Annotated in this window: 16 protein-coding genes; 12 read left to right on the top strand and 4 right to left on the bottom strand. The window is 30.4% G+C overall.

The window, feature by feature from the left end; translation table 11 throughout:
- The first annotated feature begins 45 nt into the window (after nt 1-45).
- Together KPL44_RS15775 and KPL44_RS15770 are read left to right on the top strand one after the other, a co-directional pair.
- The gene (locus KPL44_RS15775) at nt 46-774 is read left to right on the top strand and encodes a CAP domain-containing protein (protein ID WP_216252242.1); all 729 of its coding nucleotides are present in this window, start codon (nt 46-48) and stop codon (nt 772-774) included.
- 439 nt (nt 775-1213) lie between these two features.
- Nucleotides 1214-2056 (top strand): CPBP family intramembrane glutamic endopeptidase, encoded by an 843-nt coding sequence (locus KPL44_RS15770; protein ID WP_216252240.1) that lies wholly within the window; start codon nt 1214-1216, stop codon nt 2054-2056.
- A gap of 95 nt (nt 2057-2151) precedes the next feature.
- Here KPL44_RS15770 and KPL44_RS15765 read toward each other — a convergent pair whose 3' ends face one another.
- The gene (locus KPL44_RS15765; RefSeq protein ID WP_216146819.1) at nt 2152-2412 is read right to left on the bottom strand and encodes a spore coat protein; all 261 of its coding nucleotides are present in this window, start codon (nt 2410-2412) and stop codon (nt 2152-2154) included.
- Nucleotides 2413-2434: 22 nt separating this feature from the next.
- Nucleotides 2435-2641 (bottom strand): hypothetical protein, encoded by a 207-nt coding sequence (locus KPL44_RS15760; RefSeq protein ID WP_216146854.1) that lies wholly within the window; start codon nt 2639-2641, stop codon nt 2435-2437.
- A 221-nt stretch (nt 2642-2862) separates the two neighbouring features.
- Between KPL44_RS15760 and KPL44_RS15755 the strand changes: the two genes are divergently transcribed.
- The 5 genes from KPL44_RS15755 (at nt 2863) to KPL44_RS15735 (ending at nt 9381) form a co-directional block, all read left to right on the top strand.
- Nucleotides 2863-3894 carry a glycosyltransferase family 4 protein gene (locus tag KPL44_RS15755; protein WP_216252238.1) on the top strand — a complete coding sequence of 344 codons (1032 nt, stop codon included), beginning with the start codon at nt 2863-2865 and terminating at the stop codon, nt 3892-3894.
- A 195-nt stretch (nt 3895-4089) separates the two neighbouring features.
- Nucleotides 4090-5274 carry a glycosyltransferase family 4 protein gene (locus tag KPL44_RS15750; RefSeq protein WP_216171556.1) on the top strand — a complete coding sequence of 395 codons (1185 nt, stop codon included), beginning with the start codon at nt 4090-4092 and terminating at the stop codon, nt 5272-5274.
- A gap of 129 nt (nt 5275-5403) precedes the next feature.
- On the top strand, nt 5404-6714 hold the full coding sequence (larC, locus tag KPL44_RS15745; RefSeq protein ID WP_216252236.1) for a nickel pincer cofactor biosynthesis protein LarC: 1311 nt from the start codon (nt 5404-5406) through the stop codon (nt 6712-6714).
- Between the two features lie 55 nt (nt 6715-6769).
- A complete protein-coding gene (larB, locus tag KPL44_RS15740; RefSeq protein ID WP_216252234.1) occupies nt 6770-7516 on the top strand; it encodes a nickel pincer cofactor biosynthesis protein LarB in 747 nt (248 codons plus the stop codon).
- 233 nt (nt 7517-7749) lie between these two features.
- Nucleotides 7750-9381 carry an NAD-dependent malic enzyme gene (locus KPL44_RS15735; RefSeq protein ID WP_216252233.1) on the top strand — a complete coding sequence of 544 codons (1632 nt, stop codon included), beginning with the start codon at nt 7750-7752 and terminating at the stop codon, nt 9379-9381.
- 117 nt (nt 9382-9498) lie between these two features.
- On the opposite strand, the gene KPL44_RS15730 is transcribed toward KPL44_RS15735, so the two are convergent.
- The gene (locus tag KPL44_RS15730) at nt 9499-10368 is read right to left on the bottom strand and encodes a LysR family transcriptional regulator (RefSeq protein ID WP_216252231.1); all 870 of its coding nucleotides are present in this window, start codon (nt 10366-10368) and stop codon (nt 9499-9501) included.
- 502 nt (nt 10369-10870) lie between these two features.
- Here KPL44_RS15730 and KPL44_RS15725 point away from each other — a divergent pair.
- Nucleotides 10871-13585, top strand: coding sequence for a peptidoglycan D,D-transpeptidase FtsI family protein (locus KPL44_RS15725; RefSeq protein WP_216252229.1), 2715 nt, complete (start codon nt 10871-10873; stop codon nt 13583-13585).
- 94 nt (nt 13586-13679) lie between these two features.
- Here KPL44_RS15725 and KPL44_RS15720 read toward each other — a convergent pair whose 3' ends face one another.
- Complete coding sequence (locus KPL44_RS15720) at nt 13680-14810, bottom strand: glycosyltransferase family 4 protein (protein WP_216252227.1); 1131 nt, start codon at nt 14808-14810, stop codon at nt 13680-13682.
- Between the two features lie 181 nt (nt 14811-14991).
- Between KPL44_RS15720 and KPL44_RS15715 the strand changes: the two genes are divergently transcribed.
- From KPL44_RS15715 to KPL44_RS15700, 4 genes are all read left to right on the top strand, one after another.
- Nucleotides 14992-16002: a CotS family spore coat protein gene (locus KPL44_RS15715; RefSeq protein ID WP_216252225.1), complete on the top strand. Its 1011-nt coding sequence runs from the start codon at nt 14992-14994 to the stop codon at nt 16000-16002.
- 4 nt (nt 16003-16006) lie between these two features.
- Entirely contained in the window at nt 16007-16231 is a 225-nt protein-coding gene (locus KPL44_RS15710; RefSeq protein ID WP_253201806.1) for a hypothetical protein, read from the top strand.
- Between the two features lie 69 nt (nt 16232-16300).
- Nucleotides 16301-17065 carry a hypothetical protein gene (locus KPL44_RS15705; RefSeq protein WP_216252223.1) on the top strand — a complete coding sequence of 255 codons (765 nt, stop codon included), beginning with the start codon at nt 16301-16303 and terminating at the stop codon, nt 17063-17065.
- Between the two features lie 32 nt (nt 17066-17097).
- Entirely contained in the window at nt 17098-18153 is a 1056-nt protein-coding gene (locus KPL44_RS15700) for a CotS family spore coat protein (protein ID WP_216252221.1), read from the top strand.
- Nucleotides 18154-18159: the final 6 nt, after the last annotated feature.

The raw sequence follows: 18159 nt of genomic DNA, 5'->3' as shown, positions 1-18159 counted from the left end.
AAAAGCATACTTTGTATAATAAAATTAGAGGGTGAGGTACAAAAGATGAAGAAATCTTTAAGAGCATTAATATTAACTTTAGGTATTTTAGCAACAACAGGAATAGGTTCAACAGTGTACGCACAAGATTGTAGTACAGTAAAACAAGTTAACTCAGTAGAGAGTATACAAGCATTATGTGCTAAGTACGGGATTGCAGTTCCAAAGGGTGTGGCAGTTAAGGCTCAGGTAGCGGCGCCTTGCAAGGCAGCACCTACAAAAACTGCTCCTGCCAAAGCAGCGACTACAAAGGTAACTCCTGCAAAGGCAGTTCCTACGAAGGCGACACCTGCAAAGACGACTGCTACAAAGGCAACAACAACCCCAGTAGCATCAACTTCAACAGCAAATAACAAATTAGAGAAAGAAGTAGTAACATTAGTTAATCAGGAAAGAGCAAAACAAGGCCTAGCTCCTTTAACTGATAATGTTAAGCTTTCAAATGTAGCTAGAACTAAGTCGGAGGATATGGTAGCTAAAAACTATTTCGATCATACATCACCAACATATGGTTCACCTTTTGACATGATGAAACAATTCGGTATTACATATAAAGCAGCTGGTGAAAATATTGCAATGGGTCAGCAAACAGCAGCTTCAGTAATGACTTCTTGGATGAATTCGCCAGGACACAAAGCTAACATTTTAAGTAAGAATTTTACTGATATTGGAGTTGGAGTAGCAAAAGATAAAAGTGGAGCTATTTATTGGACTCAAGAATTTATAGGTAAATAAATAATTTAATATCAATCTGTGTTTTTATATATTGTAAATCACAATATATAGAAACATAGATTTTTTTGTTTTGTAGAAAAAAATAAATAGATAATAGTAGTATTTATAGCAAAATTTTTATTGAGTTAACATCATTTTATAAAATATATGGTACACTTTAGGTTGCAATAGGAGAAAGGATGGTGAGGTTTACATTAGTTGGGATAATTTCAAGTTATAATGAGGTATATAAGAAAATATAGTCTAGAATTTATAGGAAAAGGTAAATTATATATAGATAAAATGAAAAAAATATTAATTAAAATAAAGATATATAGTATTATCATAAAGCATAGAGTATAAAGAATATTGGTGTATATGTAATAATATTAATGGAAGTGATATAGAAAAAATCTATTAAAGCGGTTGAAAATTTTAAAAAATTAGAGAGTGTGATTAAATGAAATTTTTAGAAAACATAGAAAATGGAACAATCAATATTAAAAAAATGGGAATTATTAAAGCTCTATTTGTAATGTTTCTATCAATTTTACTAGAGGTATTTGGACAGGTGCCTATAGAGATTACGAATTTATTCTCTGGGAGATTTGAAAAAACATTGCCCTATGTAATTTTTATTTTTGGAGTATTGGTAAAATATTATGTTATTATCGTTTTACTTAAATGGCTTAGTAATAGAGTAAATGAGGAAAAGCATAAACCACATCTGAATTGGAAAAGTTTTGGGTATGCAACACTTATGATTATATCCTTTCGACTTATATTTGATAACAGTTTGATATTTTGGGTAAGCGGTATATCTACGCCGAGTTTTATAAATGAGGTGGTGGACGAACTACCTATATCACCTATTATATCAATAATTAGTGTTATAATTGTAGCACCTATATATGAAGAAATTATTTTTAGAGGGATTTTATTAAAAGGAATGTCTAAAAAAACAAATCCAGCTATAGCGATTGTAGTATCTGCATTATTATTTGCAGTAGTTCATATGAACATTCCCCAAGGCATAAATGCTTTTTTATTAGGATTAGTTCTTGGATTTATATATTTAAATAAGAAGTCAATTTATTTAAGCATATTTGCACATTTTATAAATAATTTTCTTGCTCTTTCATTGTCTTCATTCTTTTCATCAATAGGTGGAGAGTATGCTATAGAGATTCATTGCATATTCTCATTTGTAGGGATAATACTTTTAATTATCGCTTGCGATGGATATAAACAAAATAAAATAAAGAATAAACCTTCGATATACAAGCAATTTATAGAAGTATAGATATGGCAATTGAAAAAATTGTAAAAAAACCTCTAACATGTTATTATAGTTAGAGGTTTTTTCAATCTAATAAAAAATTATTATATTATAGATAATTATTTTAATTCACTTAACATTTGGTTGGCTTCATCTTTTAATTGTTGAACTTCATTATCGGGAGCATCCTTTGTAGGATACCATCCCTTTTGTTTCATAGCATCAAATATCATATATTGAATGTTTTGATCATTTTTAAAATTACCAATTAGTGTATTCCTTAAATTTGCACAAGAAGATTCAGTTATTCCTGTACTATAAGCTGTAATAGTTTGTTTTTCAGAAGCAAGTAAGTCTTGCATTAATTCTTTTTCAGTCATTTAATATCCCTCCATTTATATATTATTGATGAGAATCAAGGTATGTCTTTAATGTATTAAAATTTTGTTTATGTGTATTACTAGCTTCAGTACAAAGATTTTTCAAATTCTGATCAGTGCATTGTGTACCATATTCATTAAATTTTTTATTAAGCAATGATTCATATCCTAACTGATCTTTAATTACTTTTAAGTTGTTACTTTCAAGTTGTTTATTTTCAGTATTCATAATATTTATTACCTCCACTTTTTTATTAAAATTGCTACTAAAGTAGTATCTGTATTTTATATTTAAATATAAGTGGTAAATTAATGAAAATGCTTATTTTAACGGGCATTTATAGCATTTTTAAAAAATTTAAGAAATTTTTAAGGTAATATTAATCAATATTTAATAAAAATAGAGTACAATAATATAATAACAAGGTTAATTAGATTGGAGTGACTATTATGCCTACTATAAATATGCTGTCATCAGCAGACAAAGTAAAAGGTCAAGGAGTAGGATCAGCTTACTTAGAACAAGTAGATTTAGTCAGAAATGGATTAGATAAAGAATATAAAGTTGTGGTAAATAAAAAAGAAAGAACCGATATAATGCATTATCATACTATCGACCTTAAGCATTATTTAAGTATATATTTTGCTAAAAGAAAAGGTGTAACAGTGGGTTATGTGCATTTTTTGCCAGAAACTATTGAAGGAAGTATTAAATTACCTAATATAATAAAAAAGATTTTTTATAAATATATTATAAGTTTTTATAAAAAAATGGATTATTTAGTTACAGTAAATCCTAATTTTATACCAAGGCTTGAGGCTTACAATATCGATAGAAAAAAAATTACGTATATTCCTAACTTCGTTTCAACTGAAAAATTTTATGATTTTTCAACTGAAAAGAAATATATAGCGAAGGAAAAACTGAAAATTGATAGAGATGCGTTTGTTGTGCTTGGAGTTGGTCAAATACAAACCAGAAAAGGTGTCATTGATTTTATTGACATCGCAAAAAAAATGCCGGATGTACAATTTATCTGGGCAGGTGGATTTTCTTTTGGAGGTATTACCGATGGATATAAGGAATTAAAAAGTAAAATGGAGACTGCACCTAAAAATATTTTATTCACAGGAATAGTTGATAGAGATTTGATGAATGATATATATAATGTATCGGATCTTCTTTTTATGCCATCATATAATGAGCTTTTTCCTATGTCAATACTTGAAGCAATGAATACATCTACTCCGGTGCTTTTAAGAGATCTAGAACTTTATGAAGATATATTATTTGACTATTACTTAAAAGAGCACGATAATGAAGGTTTCATGAAGGCTATACAAAAATTAAAAAATGATTCGAATTATTATGAACAAGCTAAAAAAAAGGCTATTCGTGGTCACAATTTTTATTCTAGAGAAAGTGTACTTGGTATGTGGAAAAGTTTTTATAAAAAAGTATTGCTAAAAAAGGATAGGTAAATTAATAAAATGTTTTTTGCTTTATTTTTCGCATGTATTAATATAATTATTACTATACTATTATGGAAATTAACTACCTTTTACTCCTGTTAATCTTTGATTTTTCTGCGTTTATGAATGCATAAGCAAGAGTATTAATGCTTATTAAATGAAGAATTTTCATAAGGGAATTATAGTAATTAAAGGGGACTGATTATGAATATTGGAATTTTTACTGATGCTTATTATCCGCAAGTAAGTGGAGTGGTTACTTCTACTATGATACTAAGAAATGAATTAATTAGACTTGGACATAGCGTAACTATTGTTACAGTTACACACCCTGATGTAGAGGAAAAAGAAGGTATAATAAGATTACCTAGTTTGCCATTCTTTCTTTTACCTTCTCAAAGGGTGGGGATAATATATTCACATAAAATTATGAACAAGATAAAAAAACTAGACTTAGATATAATACATACACAAACAGAATTTAGTATAGGTATCTTTGGGAGAATAGTTGCTAGAAGATTAGGTATTCCTGTAGTTCACACCTATCATACAATGTATGAAGATTATATCCATTATGTATCTAGTGGTATAATGCTTAAGCCTGCATCACAATTCGCGAAAAAGGTAAGTAAGTTATATTGTAGAGATTGCAGTGCTATAATAGTACCTACCCAAAAGGTGAAAGATGCATTGCAGCAGTATGGGTTAAGAAGACATATAGATGTAATACCTACAGGAGTTAATATAGAACCCTTCAGAAAAAGTAATTTTGATGAAGAACTTATTAACGATGAAAAAAAATCTTTTGGAATAAATGAAACCCAACCAGTTGTATTATATATTGGGCGTATAGCCAAGGAAAAAAGTATAGATGTAATTATAAATAGTATGAATGAACTAATTCGAAAAATACCAAATTGTAAATTGCTTCTTGTTGGTGATGGACCAGAGCGTGAAAATTTAGAAACGTTAGCTAAACATTTAGGCATTGAGAAATCTGTAGTATTTGCTGGTGAAAAACCTTGGTCAGAAATTGGAAAGTATTATCAGATGGGCGATGTGTTTGTAGGTGCATCTCTTACAGAGACACAAGGATTAACTTTTGCAGAAGCTATGGCGGCACAAATTCCTGTTGTAGCTAAGTACGATAAGAACTTGGATGGTATAATCAAAGATAGAATTAATGGAAGAGTTTTTTATAAAGATGAAGACTTAGCCAAAATATTGTCTGAAGTTTTAATTAATAAAGAGGAACATGATTCAATGGTGAAAAATGCTTATGATGGAATAGAACCATTATCTTCTAAGTGTTTTGGTGAAAATGTTGAGAAAATTTATATGGAAGTTGAAAAACAAAGCTGTATGTTACAAAATCAAAAAGTGACATAATTAATTTATGGGGAGAAAATTGTAAAAGACAATTTTCTTCTTTTCTTTTATTTTAAAGAAAAATTCATCCTATATTATTTACTTATTTGGTACAATGTAATAAATATAAAAGAAATGGAGTGGGTTAGAATGAAAATACTTTATTATGATTGTTTTTCGGGTATTAGTGGGGATATGAATTTAGGGGCATTACTAGATTTAGGTATAGATGAAAAATATTTAGTAGATGAGTTAAGTAAACTTAATTTAAACGGATATGAAATAAAAGTATCAAGGGATATTAGAAAAGGCATAGAGGGAACCAAGGTAGATGTGCTTTTACAAGAGCATAACCATGAACATTCTCATGAGGAAGTTATTGAGTTACATCATCATGATGATGCTCATGGTGAACATAATCATGAACAGCTTCACAATGACAATGAAGGCGCTCATAAGCATGTACATGCAGGTATTGAGCATATTCATAAGGATCAAAGAAATCTTAATGATATAGAGAAAATTATAAATTTAAGTGAGTTAAGTTCTAAAGTTAAAGAATTAAGTATGAAAATATTTATGAAGGTTGCGCTAGCTGAGGCAAAGGTTCATGGAAAACCATTATATAAAATCCATTTTCATGAGGTAGGAGCGGTAGATTCTATAGTGGATATAGTGGGAGCTGCTATTTGTTTAAATTATTTAAATGTTGATAAAATAATGAGTTCTTCTGTAGAACTTGGTGGTGGGTTCGTTAAGTGTGCTCATGGTCTTATACCAGTTCCAGCGCCTGCTACTGTTGAGATTTTGAAGGGTATTCCAGTAAAACTTGGAGCAGTACCATTTGAAACTACAACCCCTACTGGAGCTGCAATTCTTGCAGCTAACGTCTGCGAATTTAAAGATGATAATAATTTTATTATAAATAAAATTGGTTATGGAATAGGTAACAGAGATACTGAAATACCTAATGTATTAAGAGTAATGTTAGTAGAGCAAGCAGATAAAGTAAGTAACGAGGAATATGATGATGAAACAGTTGAGCAAATAATTGAATGTAATATAGATGATATGAATCCTGAGTTATATGAGTATATTATTGATATGGTTTTTAACGAGGGTGCTTTGGATGCATATATAACTCCAATTATAATGAAAAAAGGGAGACCAAGCGTAAAAATAAGTATTTTATGTGAGGAAGATAAAACTACCAGGATGAAGGAAATACTATTTAGAGAAACTACTACCCTTGGAGTAAGAAGTTTTAAAGTAGATAAAATAAAACTTAAAAGGGAGTTTATTAAAGTAAATACTAGTTACGGCGAAGTTACCGTAAAAGAATCTTACTATAAAGGTGAAAAAATAAAAAGCAAGTTTGAATATGAAGAATGTAAGAGAATAGCTAAAAGTACTGGGGTACCTATAAGCGAAGTATACGAGAAATTAAGAAATGAAATATAATATTATACTAAAGGATAAAATAAGGGGACTTTAAATTTAAAAAGGTGGGTAACATATGAATTCAAAAGAGATGGAGAACTTTCTTAAAAACATAAAAAATGGTGATATATCTATTGAAGATGGTATGGATAAGTTAAAAGATCTGTCTTATTCAGATTTAGGATTTGCAAAAATAGATAATCATAGAGAACTTAGAGTTGGGTATCCAGAGGTTATATATTGTGAAGGTAAAACTGTTAAGCAGATAAAAGGAATAGTAAGTCTAATGCTTACTAAGGATATTAACATTCTTGGCACAAGGGCTACCAGGGTTATGTATGAAGGTGTTAAAGAAATATGTGGTGATGCTCAGTATAATGAACTTGCAAGAACAATTGTAATTAGAAGAAAGGATGTTGAACCCTCGAGTACATACATTGCACTAGTAACAGGAGGAACGTCTGATATACCTGTTGCGGAAGAGGCCGCTGTTACTGCTGAAATTTTTGGAAATAAAGTTGAGAGAATTTATGATGTAGGTGTAGCGGGTATTCATAGGCTTTTTGATAATTTAGATGTTATAAGGCGCGCTAAGGTAATTATCACTGTGGCTGGGATGGAAGGAGCACTAACAAGCGTTGTTGGAGGCTTAGTTGATAAACCAGTTATAGCTGTTCCAACAAGTGTAGGGTACGGAGCTAGCTTTAAAGGGCTTGCTGCACTACTTAGTATGTTAAATAGCTGCTCTAGTGGAGTCAGTGTTGTTAATATAGACAATGGTTTTGGAGCGGGATATTTAGCAAGTATTATAAATAAGTTATAAATTAGATTTAGAATTTATCTAAGTATAAAGATAAGTTACTCACTTAACCGAGGGTTATTATAGCCTACGGTTAAGTGAGTAACTTTTTTTGTTAGGGATAAACTATTATTATATTTGCCAGGTTATAAATTTTTTTTATAACATAATAAATAATCTATATTTGTTATAAAAAAATATAAAAAGTATAATGGAGTTAAAGATAAAAGAAAAAAAATTAAAAGGGGTGGTATAAAATGATAAACTTAAAAGGCCAAGACTTATTAAGAAATCCTTATTTAAACAAGGGAACTGCTTTTACAAAGGAAGAAAGAAAAATGTATGAACTTACAGGATTATTACCAAACGCTGTAAGAACTATTGAGCAGCAAGAACAGATAATTTATCAAAGAACTAAAGATTTTGAAGACAAATTAGAAAAACGTAATTACCTTATGAATTTATATGACACTAACAAAACACTTTTCAGCTATGTTATAGGTAAACATATTACTGAATTTCTTCCTATAATATATACTCCAACTATAGGCGATGCAGTAATAAATTATTCGAAAATCTATGATACTCCAAAGGATGCTGTTTTCCTTTCAATAGACCATCCCGAAGATATTAAAAAATCTATCGAGAACTCTTTAAAAGATCTTGATGAAATAAAATTGATTGTTGTTACTGATGGTGAAGGAGTTCTTGGAATAGGTGATTGGGGTGTTCAAGGGGTTGATATATCTATAGGAAAGCTTGCCGTATATACAGTAGCTGCAGGTATTAATCCTAAGAATGCTCTTCCTATAGTAATAGATTCGGGAACAAATAACGAGGCACTTTTAAATGATCCATTTTATCTTGGGAATAAACACAAAAGAGTGACTGGAGAAAAATACTATGACTTTATTGATAAATTTGTAAAGATTGTTCTTGAGCTATTTCCTGAAGTACTTCTTCATTGGGAAGACCTTGGTCGTGGCAACGCAAGTGCCATTCTTGAAAATTATAGATCAAAGATTTGTACGTTTAATGATGATATACAGGGAACTGGGGTCATGATGGTATCAGCAATGAGTGCTATTGCTGAGGTAACTGGTATACCAATTAAAGACCACAAAATATTAGTTTTTGGTGGTGGTACTGCAGGGATAGGTGTATCAGATCAAATATTACTTGAAAAAATGCAAAGTGGATTATCAGAAGAAAATGCAATAAAGCAATTCTATCTTGTTGATCGCTTTGGTCTTATTACGCAAGATATGGATAATCTTACTGAGGGTCAGAAAAAATATGCAAGAGCCAAAGGTGAATTTAAAAAACCACTTACTAATCTTGCTGAGATAGTAGAGGCTACTAAGCCTACAGTACTTATTGGAACTTCTGGAGTAACCGGTGCATTCACAGAAGAAGCTGTAAGAAAAATGGCAGAGTTAAATGAAAAACCTGCTATTATGCCGATTTCAAATCCTACTAAACTCGCAGAAGCAAAAGCTACAGACTTAATAAAATGGACAGATGGACGTGCATTAGTTGTAACTGGAAGCCCCTCTGAACCAATTGAGCATAATGGGGTAACATACACTATTGGTCAGGCTAACAATGCGTTATTATACCCCGGATTAGGACTTGGTATAATAGTTGCAAAAGCTAAAACTGTATCCGATGGAATGTTATCTGCAGCTGCTCATGGAATAGCATCTCTTCAAGATTTTTCAAAGACGGGAGCCGCAATTTTACCTTCAGTTGAAAAAGTTAGGGAAGCATCAAAACTTGTAGCAATTGCTGTGGTGAAGCAAGCAATTAAAGAAGGGTTAAATCGAATTGAAATTGTAGATGTTAAAAAGGCAGTGGAAGATAGTATTTGGGAACCAATTTACAAATAAAATAGATTAAATCATCTCCTGCGGAGCTGCAATATTAACGACTTCAGAAGGATATTTATACTCCAACTTATAGAAGAGGGAGACTTTCCTTCTAAAATGTCGTTAAAGGGGATGTTTTTACTTTTCAAGCAGTATCCCCATTATTTCCTTTTCAATTGAAGTCATATAATGTTCTTTTTTTACAACAATAGATATATAAAAATTTATAGCTGGAACTAGAGAGACTGTTTTTATTGATGCCATATTTTCTACTGCCATATTGATCATTATTCCTATACCAACTCCAGAAGCTATTAGGGATTTTGCTGTTTGTATTTCAGTTGTGTAATAGAAATTTTTTGTGTCAATACCATTTTCCAAACAAAGATCTTTTATTACTTTATTATGAATATATGAATCACCTAGGACTGTAAAACGCTCATCTTTAAGTTCGCTAAAGTTAACTTCAGGTTTACTTAAAAGTGGGTGACTATTACTAGTACAAACCATGAATTGATCTGTTTTTAAGATAGTGGTATTAAGGTCATTATCTTTTAAAGGCGCAATGGAACCTATTAATGCAATATCAACTTGACCAGAATCTAGTAACTTTTTCATCGCTGTAGAACCTGTTTCAACAAGTTCAATATGGTTCACAAGACCATTTATATCTAAGACCTTCATAAAAGGTGGAAAAAAATAAGCACCAATCATCGGTGGAACTCCTAATTTTATTTTTGCTCCGCTTATTCTTGATATTTCAAGTTTTGCTGCTTTTATTTCATGTAGAACATTGTATGCTCGTTTCTCAAGGATTTTTCCAGCTTCAGTTAAGGAAAGTTGTGATTTAGAATGATCTCTAATTACAAGTCTTTCTCCTAGTTCTTTTTCAATTTTATGTAGTGCCATTGTTATTGAAGGCTGGGAAACAAAAAGCATTTCTGCAGTTTTTGTGAAACTTTTATTTTGGCATAAATAATAAAAATATTCTAAATCTCTTATATTCATATATCACAACTCCTTAACAAATGAGCATACACTATTAATTTATAATAAGCAAATAATATTATAAGTTAATAGTGTATGATTTGTATACTTTAACCGATATTACCATATAACTATAGGTTGTATGGTATAATTGGGTTAAACTTGTAGTTATATATGAGGTGAGGAGGTATTCCAATGGAAGATAGAGCTGGAATAGTAGCTATCCTTTTAGGCGCAGTAATAACAGCATGGACAGTGGGAAAGACATGGTTTGGTAAGAAAAATAAATAAATTTAGTAGGTATGGTTCTTGAATTATGAAACATATTCAAGATAGTATATTGAATCAAAAGGAAAAAGTCATCTGAAATTCAGGTGACTTTTTCCTTTTATTAAATTTATGGGCTAAATAGTATAATATTTTATATTATTACCAAATAAAAGATTATATTCTAAAAATATGTTGAATTGTATGTAATATTACATATATAATAAAGGCATAAGGGTTTAAGGGTGATGATGAAATGAAAAAAAAGAAGAAATTTAATAAAATTAATAGCTTATTTATAATTATGTTAGTTATATTTTTAATAATAAGTTCAAAGTTATATTATATGCAAATAATAAAAGGGCAATATTATAAGGATTTAGCAACTGTAAGTTCACATAAGTCTATAACAATAGAGGCACCGAGAGGGCTCATAAAAGACAAAAATGGTATAGTACTTGCAACAGAAGTACTAGGCTATAACCTTACATACACAGATTCAACTAAATCTAGTAAACAGTTGTTTGCAACACTACAAAAGGTCTTTAAAATTTTAGATAAAAATGGGGAGAGTCAGACAGATAACTTCCCTTTAAAAATTAAGCCATATAGATTCGAATTTAGTTCAAGTGATCCTAATGTAGTACAAGGGTTAAAGTTAAGATTTTTAAAGGAGAGATGGATTCAAGATAGTATACTGAAAGTGAAATTTAAGAATAAAAAAGAAGCCGACCTAACTAAAGATGAAAAGACTAAACTTAATAATGAACTCTTGAAATTAACTCCAGAGCAAATATATAATAAGCTTCTCAATGACTATGGCGTAATAAAAGGAATTTCAAGTTTAAGTATCAAGGAAACACCGGAGTTAATAAGAAGATATTTAATTGTAAAAGACGGTATAAAAATGAACTCTTTTTCTGCATACAAACCAATTAGTATAGCGACTAATATAAAAGAAGATACATCGCTTATATTTGAGCAAAATCTTTCAGAACTGCCTGGAATTAAAGTGGAAAATCAACCTACGAGGAAGTATCCATATGGACAGCTAGCTTCAACAGTTTTAGGCTATATAAGTAAAATAAGCTCTGCAGATAAGGAAAAATATTTAGCAAAGGGTTATGATACAAGTTCAGATTATGTTGGAATTTCTGGAATTGAAGCTGCATTGGAGAGTAGTTTAAAAGGAGATAATGGAGAAAAGGTGATTCAAAAGCAGGGTAAGTTAAATAAAGAAGTTATAAGTAAGAAAGTTACCCCTGGTAGAAATGTTCAACTTACAATTGATGCTAATTTACAATATGCAACAGAAAATGCTCTGAATAGTCAAATGAAGATATTACGAGGACTTAATGAAGTACAGGGATTAAATGTATCAAATGCTACAAGGGCTGCAGCAGTTGCTATAGATATTCATACTGGCGGTATACTAGCACTTGCTAGCATGCCTGGTTATAATCCCAATGATTTTTCAACTTCGCAAGGACTAACGGATATTCAATCAAAAAAATATTTTAACCCAGATTATGAAGTGATGGCAAAAGCTCAGAATAAACCACAAGATATAATTGATTATATGTTCCCAATAGATAAAAGTATAAAAGGGAATACAACAGTTAGGAAGGATCTATATGATTACTATCCTAAATATTTGTATAATTATGCAACTATGTCACTAATTCCTCCGGGTTCTACTTTTAAACCAATGACTGCAATAGCAGGTCTTGAAACTGGAGTTATAGATGGGGAGTCTACTTATGATGATCAAGCTGGATATGATATGGCAGGAACGGGTGCACTTAGTGGCAAAAACTGGAATATATTTGCAACAGATAAGGCACAGGGTATTATTAAGGTGGTAAAGGCATTAGCGGTATCCAGTAACCCATTTTTTATGAATGTAGGTCAGAAATTGAGAGAAAAATTTGGTGATGACGTTTTAGCTAAATATGCATGGACATTTGGACTAGGAGCAGATCCTAAAATAAGTAACCCTAGTACGGGAATAGAACTTAATGAAAATTTTGGGCAGGTATATAATAAAACATCTATGAAAACTTTGTCAGCATCACAAGCTATTTATACTATTGAGCAAGATTTATCTCTTGGAGTAGGGGGCACAGGATCAAACTTTCCTCAGATAGATTTATATGATAGGGATGGAGATAATCTTATTGTTTATGATGGAAAAAAACTTTCAGAAATAAAAGTTCAAATTAAAAATTATATAAAGGACTCTGTAAAAAATGGAACTTTTTCAAAGACTAATTATAATGGATTATTTAAACAATTAATTGTTACAGATCCTAAGTATAAAGGGAAAAACTTTACTGATTCTAATTTACAAGCAATTGTAAGTGATGTAAACTATCGAGCAGTTCAGGAAGGTCATGGCTCTTTAAGTTTACCGCACAATATCCTTAATGCATCTATTGGACAAGGTATGGATAGTTTTACACCTCTTCAGATGGCAAATTATATAGCAACCATTGCAAATGGTGGAACAAGATACAAAGTTCATTTGGTTGATACCATAAAAGATTCTAATGGTAACTTAGTATCTAAAATAAAACCAACGGTTTTGACTAAAACCAATTTAAGTACAACAACCAGAGATTTAGTTATGGAAGGTATGAATAACGTTACCAGTGCAGAAGGCGGAACAGATGGAACTGCATATGAAGCACTTAAGGATTTTCCTATATCTACAGGTGGTAAAACAGGCACGGCACAGTTTAGTTCACTAGATTTAATGAATAAGGTAGGTAGAGGAGATTATGCATGGTATGTAGGATATGCTCCGGCTAAAGATCCTCAAATTGCAATATCTATAGTTATATTTGACGGTGGTTATGGTAGTTATGCTGCAAATGTCGCTAGAGGTATGTATGAGAGTTATTTTAGAAATGATCCTCGGATGGCAAAATACAAGGATACATTTGATATAAAAATAAAACGTATGGATTAAATGTTATATTGAAATCCCATTTAGAATTCCTTAATGGGATTTCTTTTTTTGAGTTTTATTACAAGGCATGTAGTGGAAATTCATACTTTTTTAATTATGAGGTAGAAGTATTGTTGTAAACACTCTCATAGACTTTAAGAGTACGACTAGCAGTGTTTTGCCATGAAAATTGTTTAGCTCTTAGTAATGCCTTAGCACTAAGTTCAGATCTCAAATTTTCACTACTTAAAAGGGTCCCTATGGCAAGAGAGATATCTTTAATATCATAGGGATTTATTAAAATACCAGTATCTCCTACAACTTCTGGAATGGAGGTAAGATTAGAGGCTATAACAGGCGTTCCACAATTCATTGCCTCAAGTGGGGGAAGTCCAAATCCTTCATAAAAAGATGGATAGATAATGGCATCACAGCTGTTATAAAAAAGAGGTAAATGTTCTTCGGGTACAAAACCTGCGAAAATAACATGAGACTGCATGTTTAGTTCATTTGTAAGTTTCATTAATTTTTGACCAGAGTCTCTATAATCACCTACAATAACTAAATTGTAATTTTCACTTAAATCTTTATATACTTTGGAAAAAGCAGTTATTGCAGATGCTACATTTTTTCTCTCGCTAAAACCACCGAGATAGAGTATAAATGGATTATTTAAATTATATGCTTTTTCTAAAAAGTTTTTACAATGAAGTTTATCCAGGGGTGTATATTTTGCGTCCGCAGCCAGTGGAGTTACAAAGATTTTAGACTCATCTATTGGGAAATATTTAAGAATATCTCGTTTTGAAAATTCAGATACCGTTATTATTCCATCAGAGTTACCTACAATTATTGGCATCTCTTTTAAAAATTTCAGTAAATATCCTCGTCCGACTGTTTCAGGCATAACGTATGGAATTAAATCATGTATAGTGACTACTTTCTTGCAAGATATGGCCTGTGAAAAACCTATGCCGTTCTGTGGCATATGATATATATCTATGTTTTCTTTTGAAATATTTTCTGGGAAATAATAATCCTCAAAGAATCTTTGATGTTTTTTTGATGTCATTATTATTTTGCAGTTCTCTTTTTTTATACTTTCAAAATTATTACCTGACCAAAAAACGTGGTAATTATTAACAGAATCTATGTTAATTAAATTTTTAAGTATATTTTCTGTATAAGTCCCAATACCAGTTCCATTATATAAATTGATGCCTCTAGCATCAATTGCAATCTTCATAGGATTCACTCCTTAAAATTATTAAAAAAGCCTTATGTTTAAAAGAATTTATTAAAAATATTATATATATTATATATATTATTTTAACTTAAAAAGTGTGCCATTTGAACAAATATAATTGTGCACAAATCAATCTAAAAGTTCATATATTGCAATAGAACAATAATTTGGAGGCATTGATTTGGAAATACAAGAAGTGAAGGAGATAGTAAAGAATAATTACTCTCTTAGTATTAATAATATAGAAAAAATAAAAAACGTTTATAGGATAGAAACTAGAGATAATATGTATTGTCTGAAAATAGTTAATTATGAACTTGGGCATTTTTTATTTATTATTGGCGCTATAAAACATTTGCAGAATAATGGATTTCAAAGTATACCTGAAATTATTGAGACTAACGATCAAAAGGAGTATATAACATTCCAAAATAAATATGCTTATTTAACACTATGGGTAGATGCAAGGGGATGTGATTACGATAACCTAGCAGAAATAAAATTATGTACATCAAAACTTGCAGAGCTTCATAAAAAAAGTCTGAATTTTAAAGTCACACCTGATATGAAACCTAGAATAGCATGGCTTAAGTGGATAGAAACTTTTAAAACTCGCGGAAATGAAATATTGGATTTTAAGAGAAGGATAAGTGAAAAAAAATGTTTTACAGAGTTTGATAGTAACTATTTGAAAATTATGCAAGGTGAGCTAGTGAGATGCAATAAAGCAGTAAATAACCTGTGTAGAAGCGAATACGTAAGTAAGATGAAGGAAGAAATTAAACATAAGGGATTCTGTCATCATGATTACGCGCATCATAATGTGTTGCTTGAGAAAAGTGGGGGCGTGAGTGTAATTGATTTTGATTATTGCATCTTAGACACTCATTTACATGATTTAAGTAGTCTTCTAATAAGGAGAATGAAAAACGGTAAATGGAACCTTGAAAATGCGCTTTTCATAATGTATGAGTATGATGAGACATTTCCAATATACAAAAGTGACATAGAGGTAATGGCAGCGTTTATGGAATTCCCTCAAGAGTATTGGCAAATAGGAATTCAATATTATTGGGAAAAAAAGAATTGGGGAGAAGAGTTTTTCTTAAAGAAACTTGAAAAGATGAATGAGGACAAAGATGAGAAGCAAATTCTTATTGATAAGTTTAGAAAAATAAAATATGGGAGGTAACATTATGGGGAAAAACAAAAAAGATATGTGTATGGATGAGCCTGAATTTGACATAAGTGAAGTACAAGAATCAACGGTTGAGGAATATGATATGAAGCTTGATAATATGAAGGATGAAGTTAAAAAACTTAAAAAAATAAGGAGAAGACAAAAAAAACTTAGTGAGTTAGAGTTCCAGCACAGGGAAATTTTAAGGAAAATGGATAAAAGTTGTAAAAAAAATAAATGACGTCGAGCTATAGTAAATAGCACCTGGCTATAGTATAGCGATTAATAGATTGAATTTGAGGTGGTGCAAGTGGCAATAAGCATCTATAATGATTTTTCTGACTATATGATGTTTAAGGATATTAAAAAGACAAATTTTATTGAGTTTAAATATAAAAATGCAGAGATAAACATACCAGAAGAATTAATAATAAAGCAGTTTGTTGCTATTTATACAGTACATGAAAAATGTATGGGATTTAACGGTTATCTTAGAAATAGATTAAATAACAATACGGGTAAAACAGTAGAAGATTATAAAAAATCTATTAAAAAGCTTACTGTAGATATAAATAACATTAAAAAAGATGGACCTCAAAATTCATTTGAAGAAATAATTATTAAATATGGAGAAAAAGTTATTGATAGAGGAGAAGAGTGTATAAGGAAAGTGAAGGATTCAAATTATTTAGAAATTATAACAAGAAGCATGAGGCGATCTGAAATATGTTTAGGGAATACAGATTTTCAAAACCTTAGGGGGAGTGATTTTATTTACGTGGTTGATTTTAATAATTGTAGTTACAACATGGTGGAGATGGATTGTCTCCCTTTACTTAGTAGGTTAAAAAGAAAAGGAGCAAAGCTTGATTTTTCTAAGCTTGCTAAAGAATTTTGTTATATCGAAGGACTAGATGCTGATAGTGAAAGATTTTTAATAGCATTAATCTCATATCCTCATGAGTTCATGAAGTGTTGTAATAGATATAGAACAGGTAAAAGAGTGTGGAAGGAGGATAAGTTTTCACAGAGGATTAAAAAAGCCTTAGTTCAAGATGGAGATCCCTTATTTTAAATTATTAAAACGGAAACTAGAGAGGTGACAATATGTTAGACGTCAGATACAAAGATAAGGCGTATTTAAGCAAATATGATCTAGATGTAAATTTATTTAGCAAATTTGATCTTGTTGTTTATGATGTTATTCCAGTGAGAAAGGTTTTTATACTTGATACAAATAAAGGTGATAAAGTTTTAAAAAAGGTAAACTACAGTATAGAGTTACTTGAATTTATTAATTATGGTATTGAGTATATTAGAAATAATAATTTTAATAGAATTATTCAATTTGAAAAGACTAAATCTGAACTAATATATGTTCCATGGAAAAGTGATATATATTGTATTATGGATCTATTAGAAGGGAGAGAGTGTGAGTATAGTAATCCAGTTGATGTAAATCTTGCGTCTAGAGCAATAGCTGAGCTTCATAAAGCATCGCAAGGCCTTATGCATAAGGAAGAGTTCGAAAGGCTACTTGCAAAGAATGAGCAGCGGTACTTAGGCGGTAAGGTTATACAAAATTATAAGGATAAATTAGATGAACTTATGTTTTTTAAAAGCATAGCAACCCTAAATGAAAATAAAAATGAATTCGATGATATATTTTTAGATCATGTACAATATTATGCGGAAAATATAAAAAATAGTATAAATATTATTAAGGGATCAAATTATTGCGAATTATGTAATGAAAAAGAAAAAATCGTATTTTGTCATCATGATTTGGCCCATCATAATATATTAATTAACAAGGGAGAAGTGTATTTTTTAGATTTTGATTATGCTGTTGTAGATTTAAGGGTTCATGACGTTTGTAATTTTATCAATAAAGTAATAAAAAATTTTTGTTATGATAAAGATAAATGTAGCAGTATTTTACAAGAATATACAAAGGTAAACCCATTAGATGATAGGGAACTCAAGGTGCTTTACGGTATGCTTAGCTTTCCTGAGGATTTCTATAGTATATCCAAAGACTATTATACAAGGAAAAAACAATGGAGTGAAGAGGTGTTTTTAAATAGATTAAAGAAGAAAGTAGAGTATAAAGAGGATAGAGAAAAGTTTTTAGAAGACTTTAAAAATCATCATAATTGTTAAATTAAA

Source organism: Clostridium sp. DSM 17811, from assembly GCF_018861905.1.
Lineage (GTDB): Bacteria > Bacillota > Clostridia > Clostridiales > Clostridiaceae > Clostridium_AD > Clostridium_AD frigoriphilum.
This window is presented reverse-complemented; position numbering and strand designations above follow the sequence as displayed.

What these genes read in the sequence shown, in the direction of transcription:
- KPL44_RS15775 (WP_216252242.1), top strand. Translation starts at nt 46, where the DNA reads ATGAAGAAATCTTTAAGAGCATTAATATTAACTTTAGGTATTTTAGCA.
- KPL44_RS15770 (WP_216252240.1), top strand. Translation starts at nt 1,214, where the DNA reads ATGAAATTTTTAGAAAACATAGAAAATGGAACAATCAATATTAAAAAA.
- KPL44_RS15765 (WP_216146819.1), bottom strand. Translation starts at nt 2,412, where the DNA reads ATGACTGAAAAAGAATTAATGCAAGACTTACTTGCTTCTGAAAAACAA.
- KPL44_RS15760 (WP_216146854.1), bottom strand. Translation starts at nt 2,641, where the DNA reads ATGAATACTGAAAATAAACAACTTGAAAGTAACAACTTAAAAGTAATT.
- KPL44_RS15755 (WP_216252238.1), top strand. Translation starts at nt 2,863, where the DNA reads ATGCCTACTATAAATATGCTGTCATCAGCAGACAAAGTAAAAGGTCAA.
- KPL44_RS15750 (WP_216171556.1), top strand. Translation starts at nt 4,090, where the DNA reads ATGAATATTGGAATTTTTACTGATGCTTATTATCCGCAAGTAAGTGGA.
- larC (WP_216252236.1), top strand. Translation starts at nt 5,404, where the DNA reads ATGAAAATACTTTATTATGATTGTTTTTCGGGTATTAGTGGGGATATG.
- larB (WP_216252234.1), top strand. Translation starts at nt 6,770, where the DNA reads ATGAATTCAAAAGAGATGGAGAACTTTCTTAAAAACATAAAAAATGGT.
- KPL44_RS15735 (WP_216252233.1), top strand. Translation starts at nt 7,750, where the DNA reads ATGATAAACTTAAAAGGCCAAGACTTATTAAGAAATCCTTATTTAAAC.
- KPL44_RS15730 (WP_216252231.1), bottom strand. Translation starts at nt 10,368, where the DNA reads ATGAATATAAGAGATTTAGAATATTTTTATTATTTATGCCAAAATAAA.
- KPL44_RS15725 (WP_216252229.1), top strand. Translation starts at nt 10,871, where the DNA reads ATGAAAAAAAAGAAGAAATTTAATAAAATTAATAGCTTATTTATAATT.
- KPL44_RS15720 (WP_216252227.1), bottom strand. Translation starts at nt 14,810, where the DNA reads ATGAAGATTGCAATTGATGCTAGAGGCATCAATTTATATAATGGAACT.
- KPL44_RS15710 (WP_253201806.1), top strand. Translation starts at nt 16,007, where the DNA reads ATGGGGAAAAACAAAAAAGATATGTGTATGGATGAGCCTGAATTTGAC.
- KPL44_RS15700 (WP_216252221.1), top strand. Translation starts at nt 17,098, where the DNA reads ATGTTAGACGTCAGATACAAAGATAAGGCGTATTTAAGCAAATATGAT.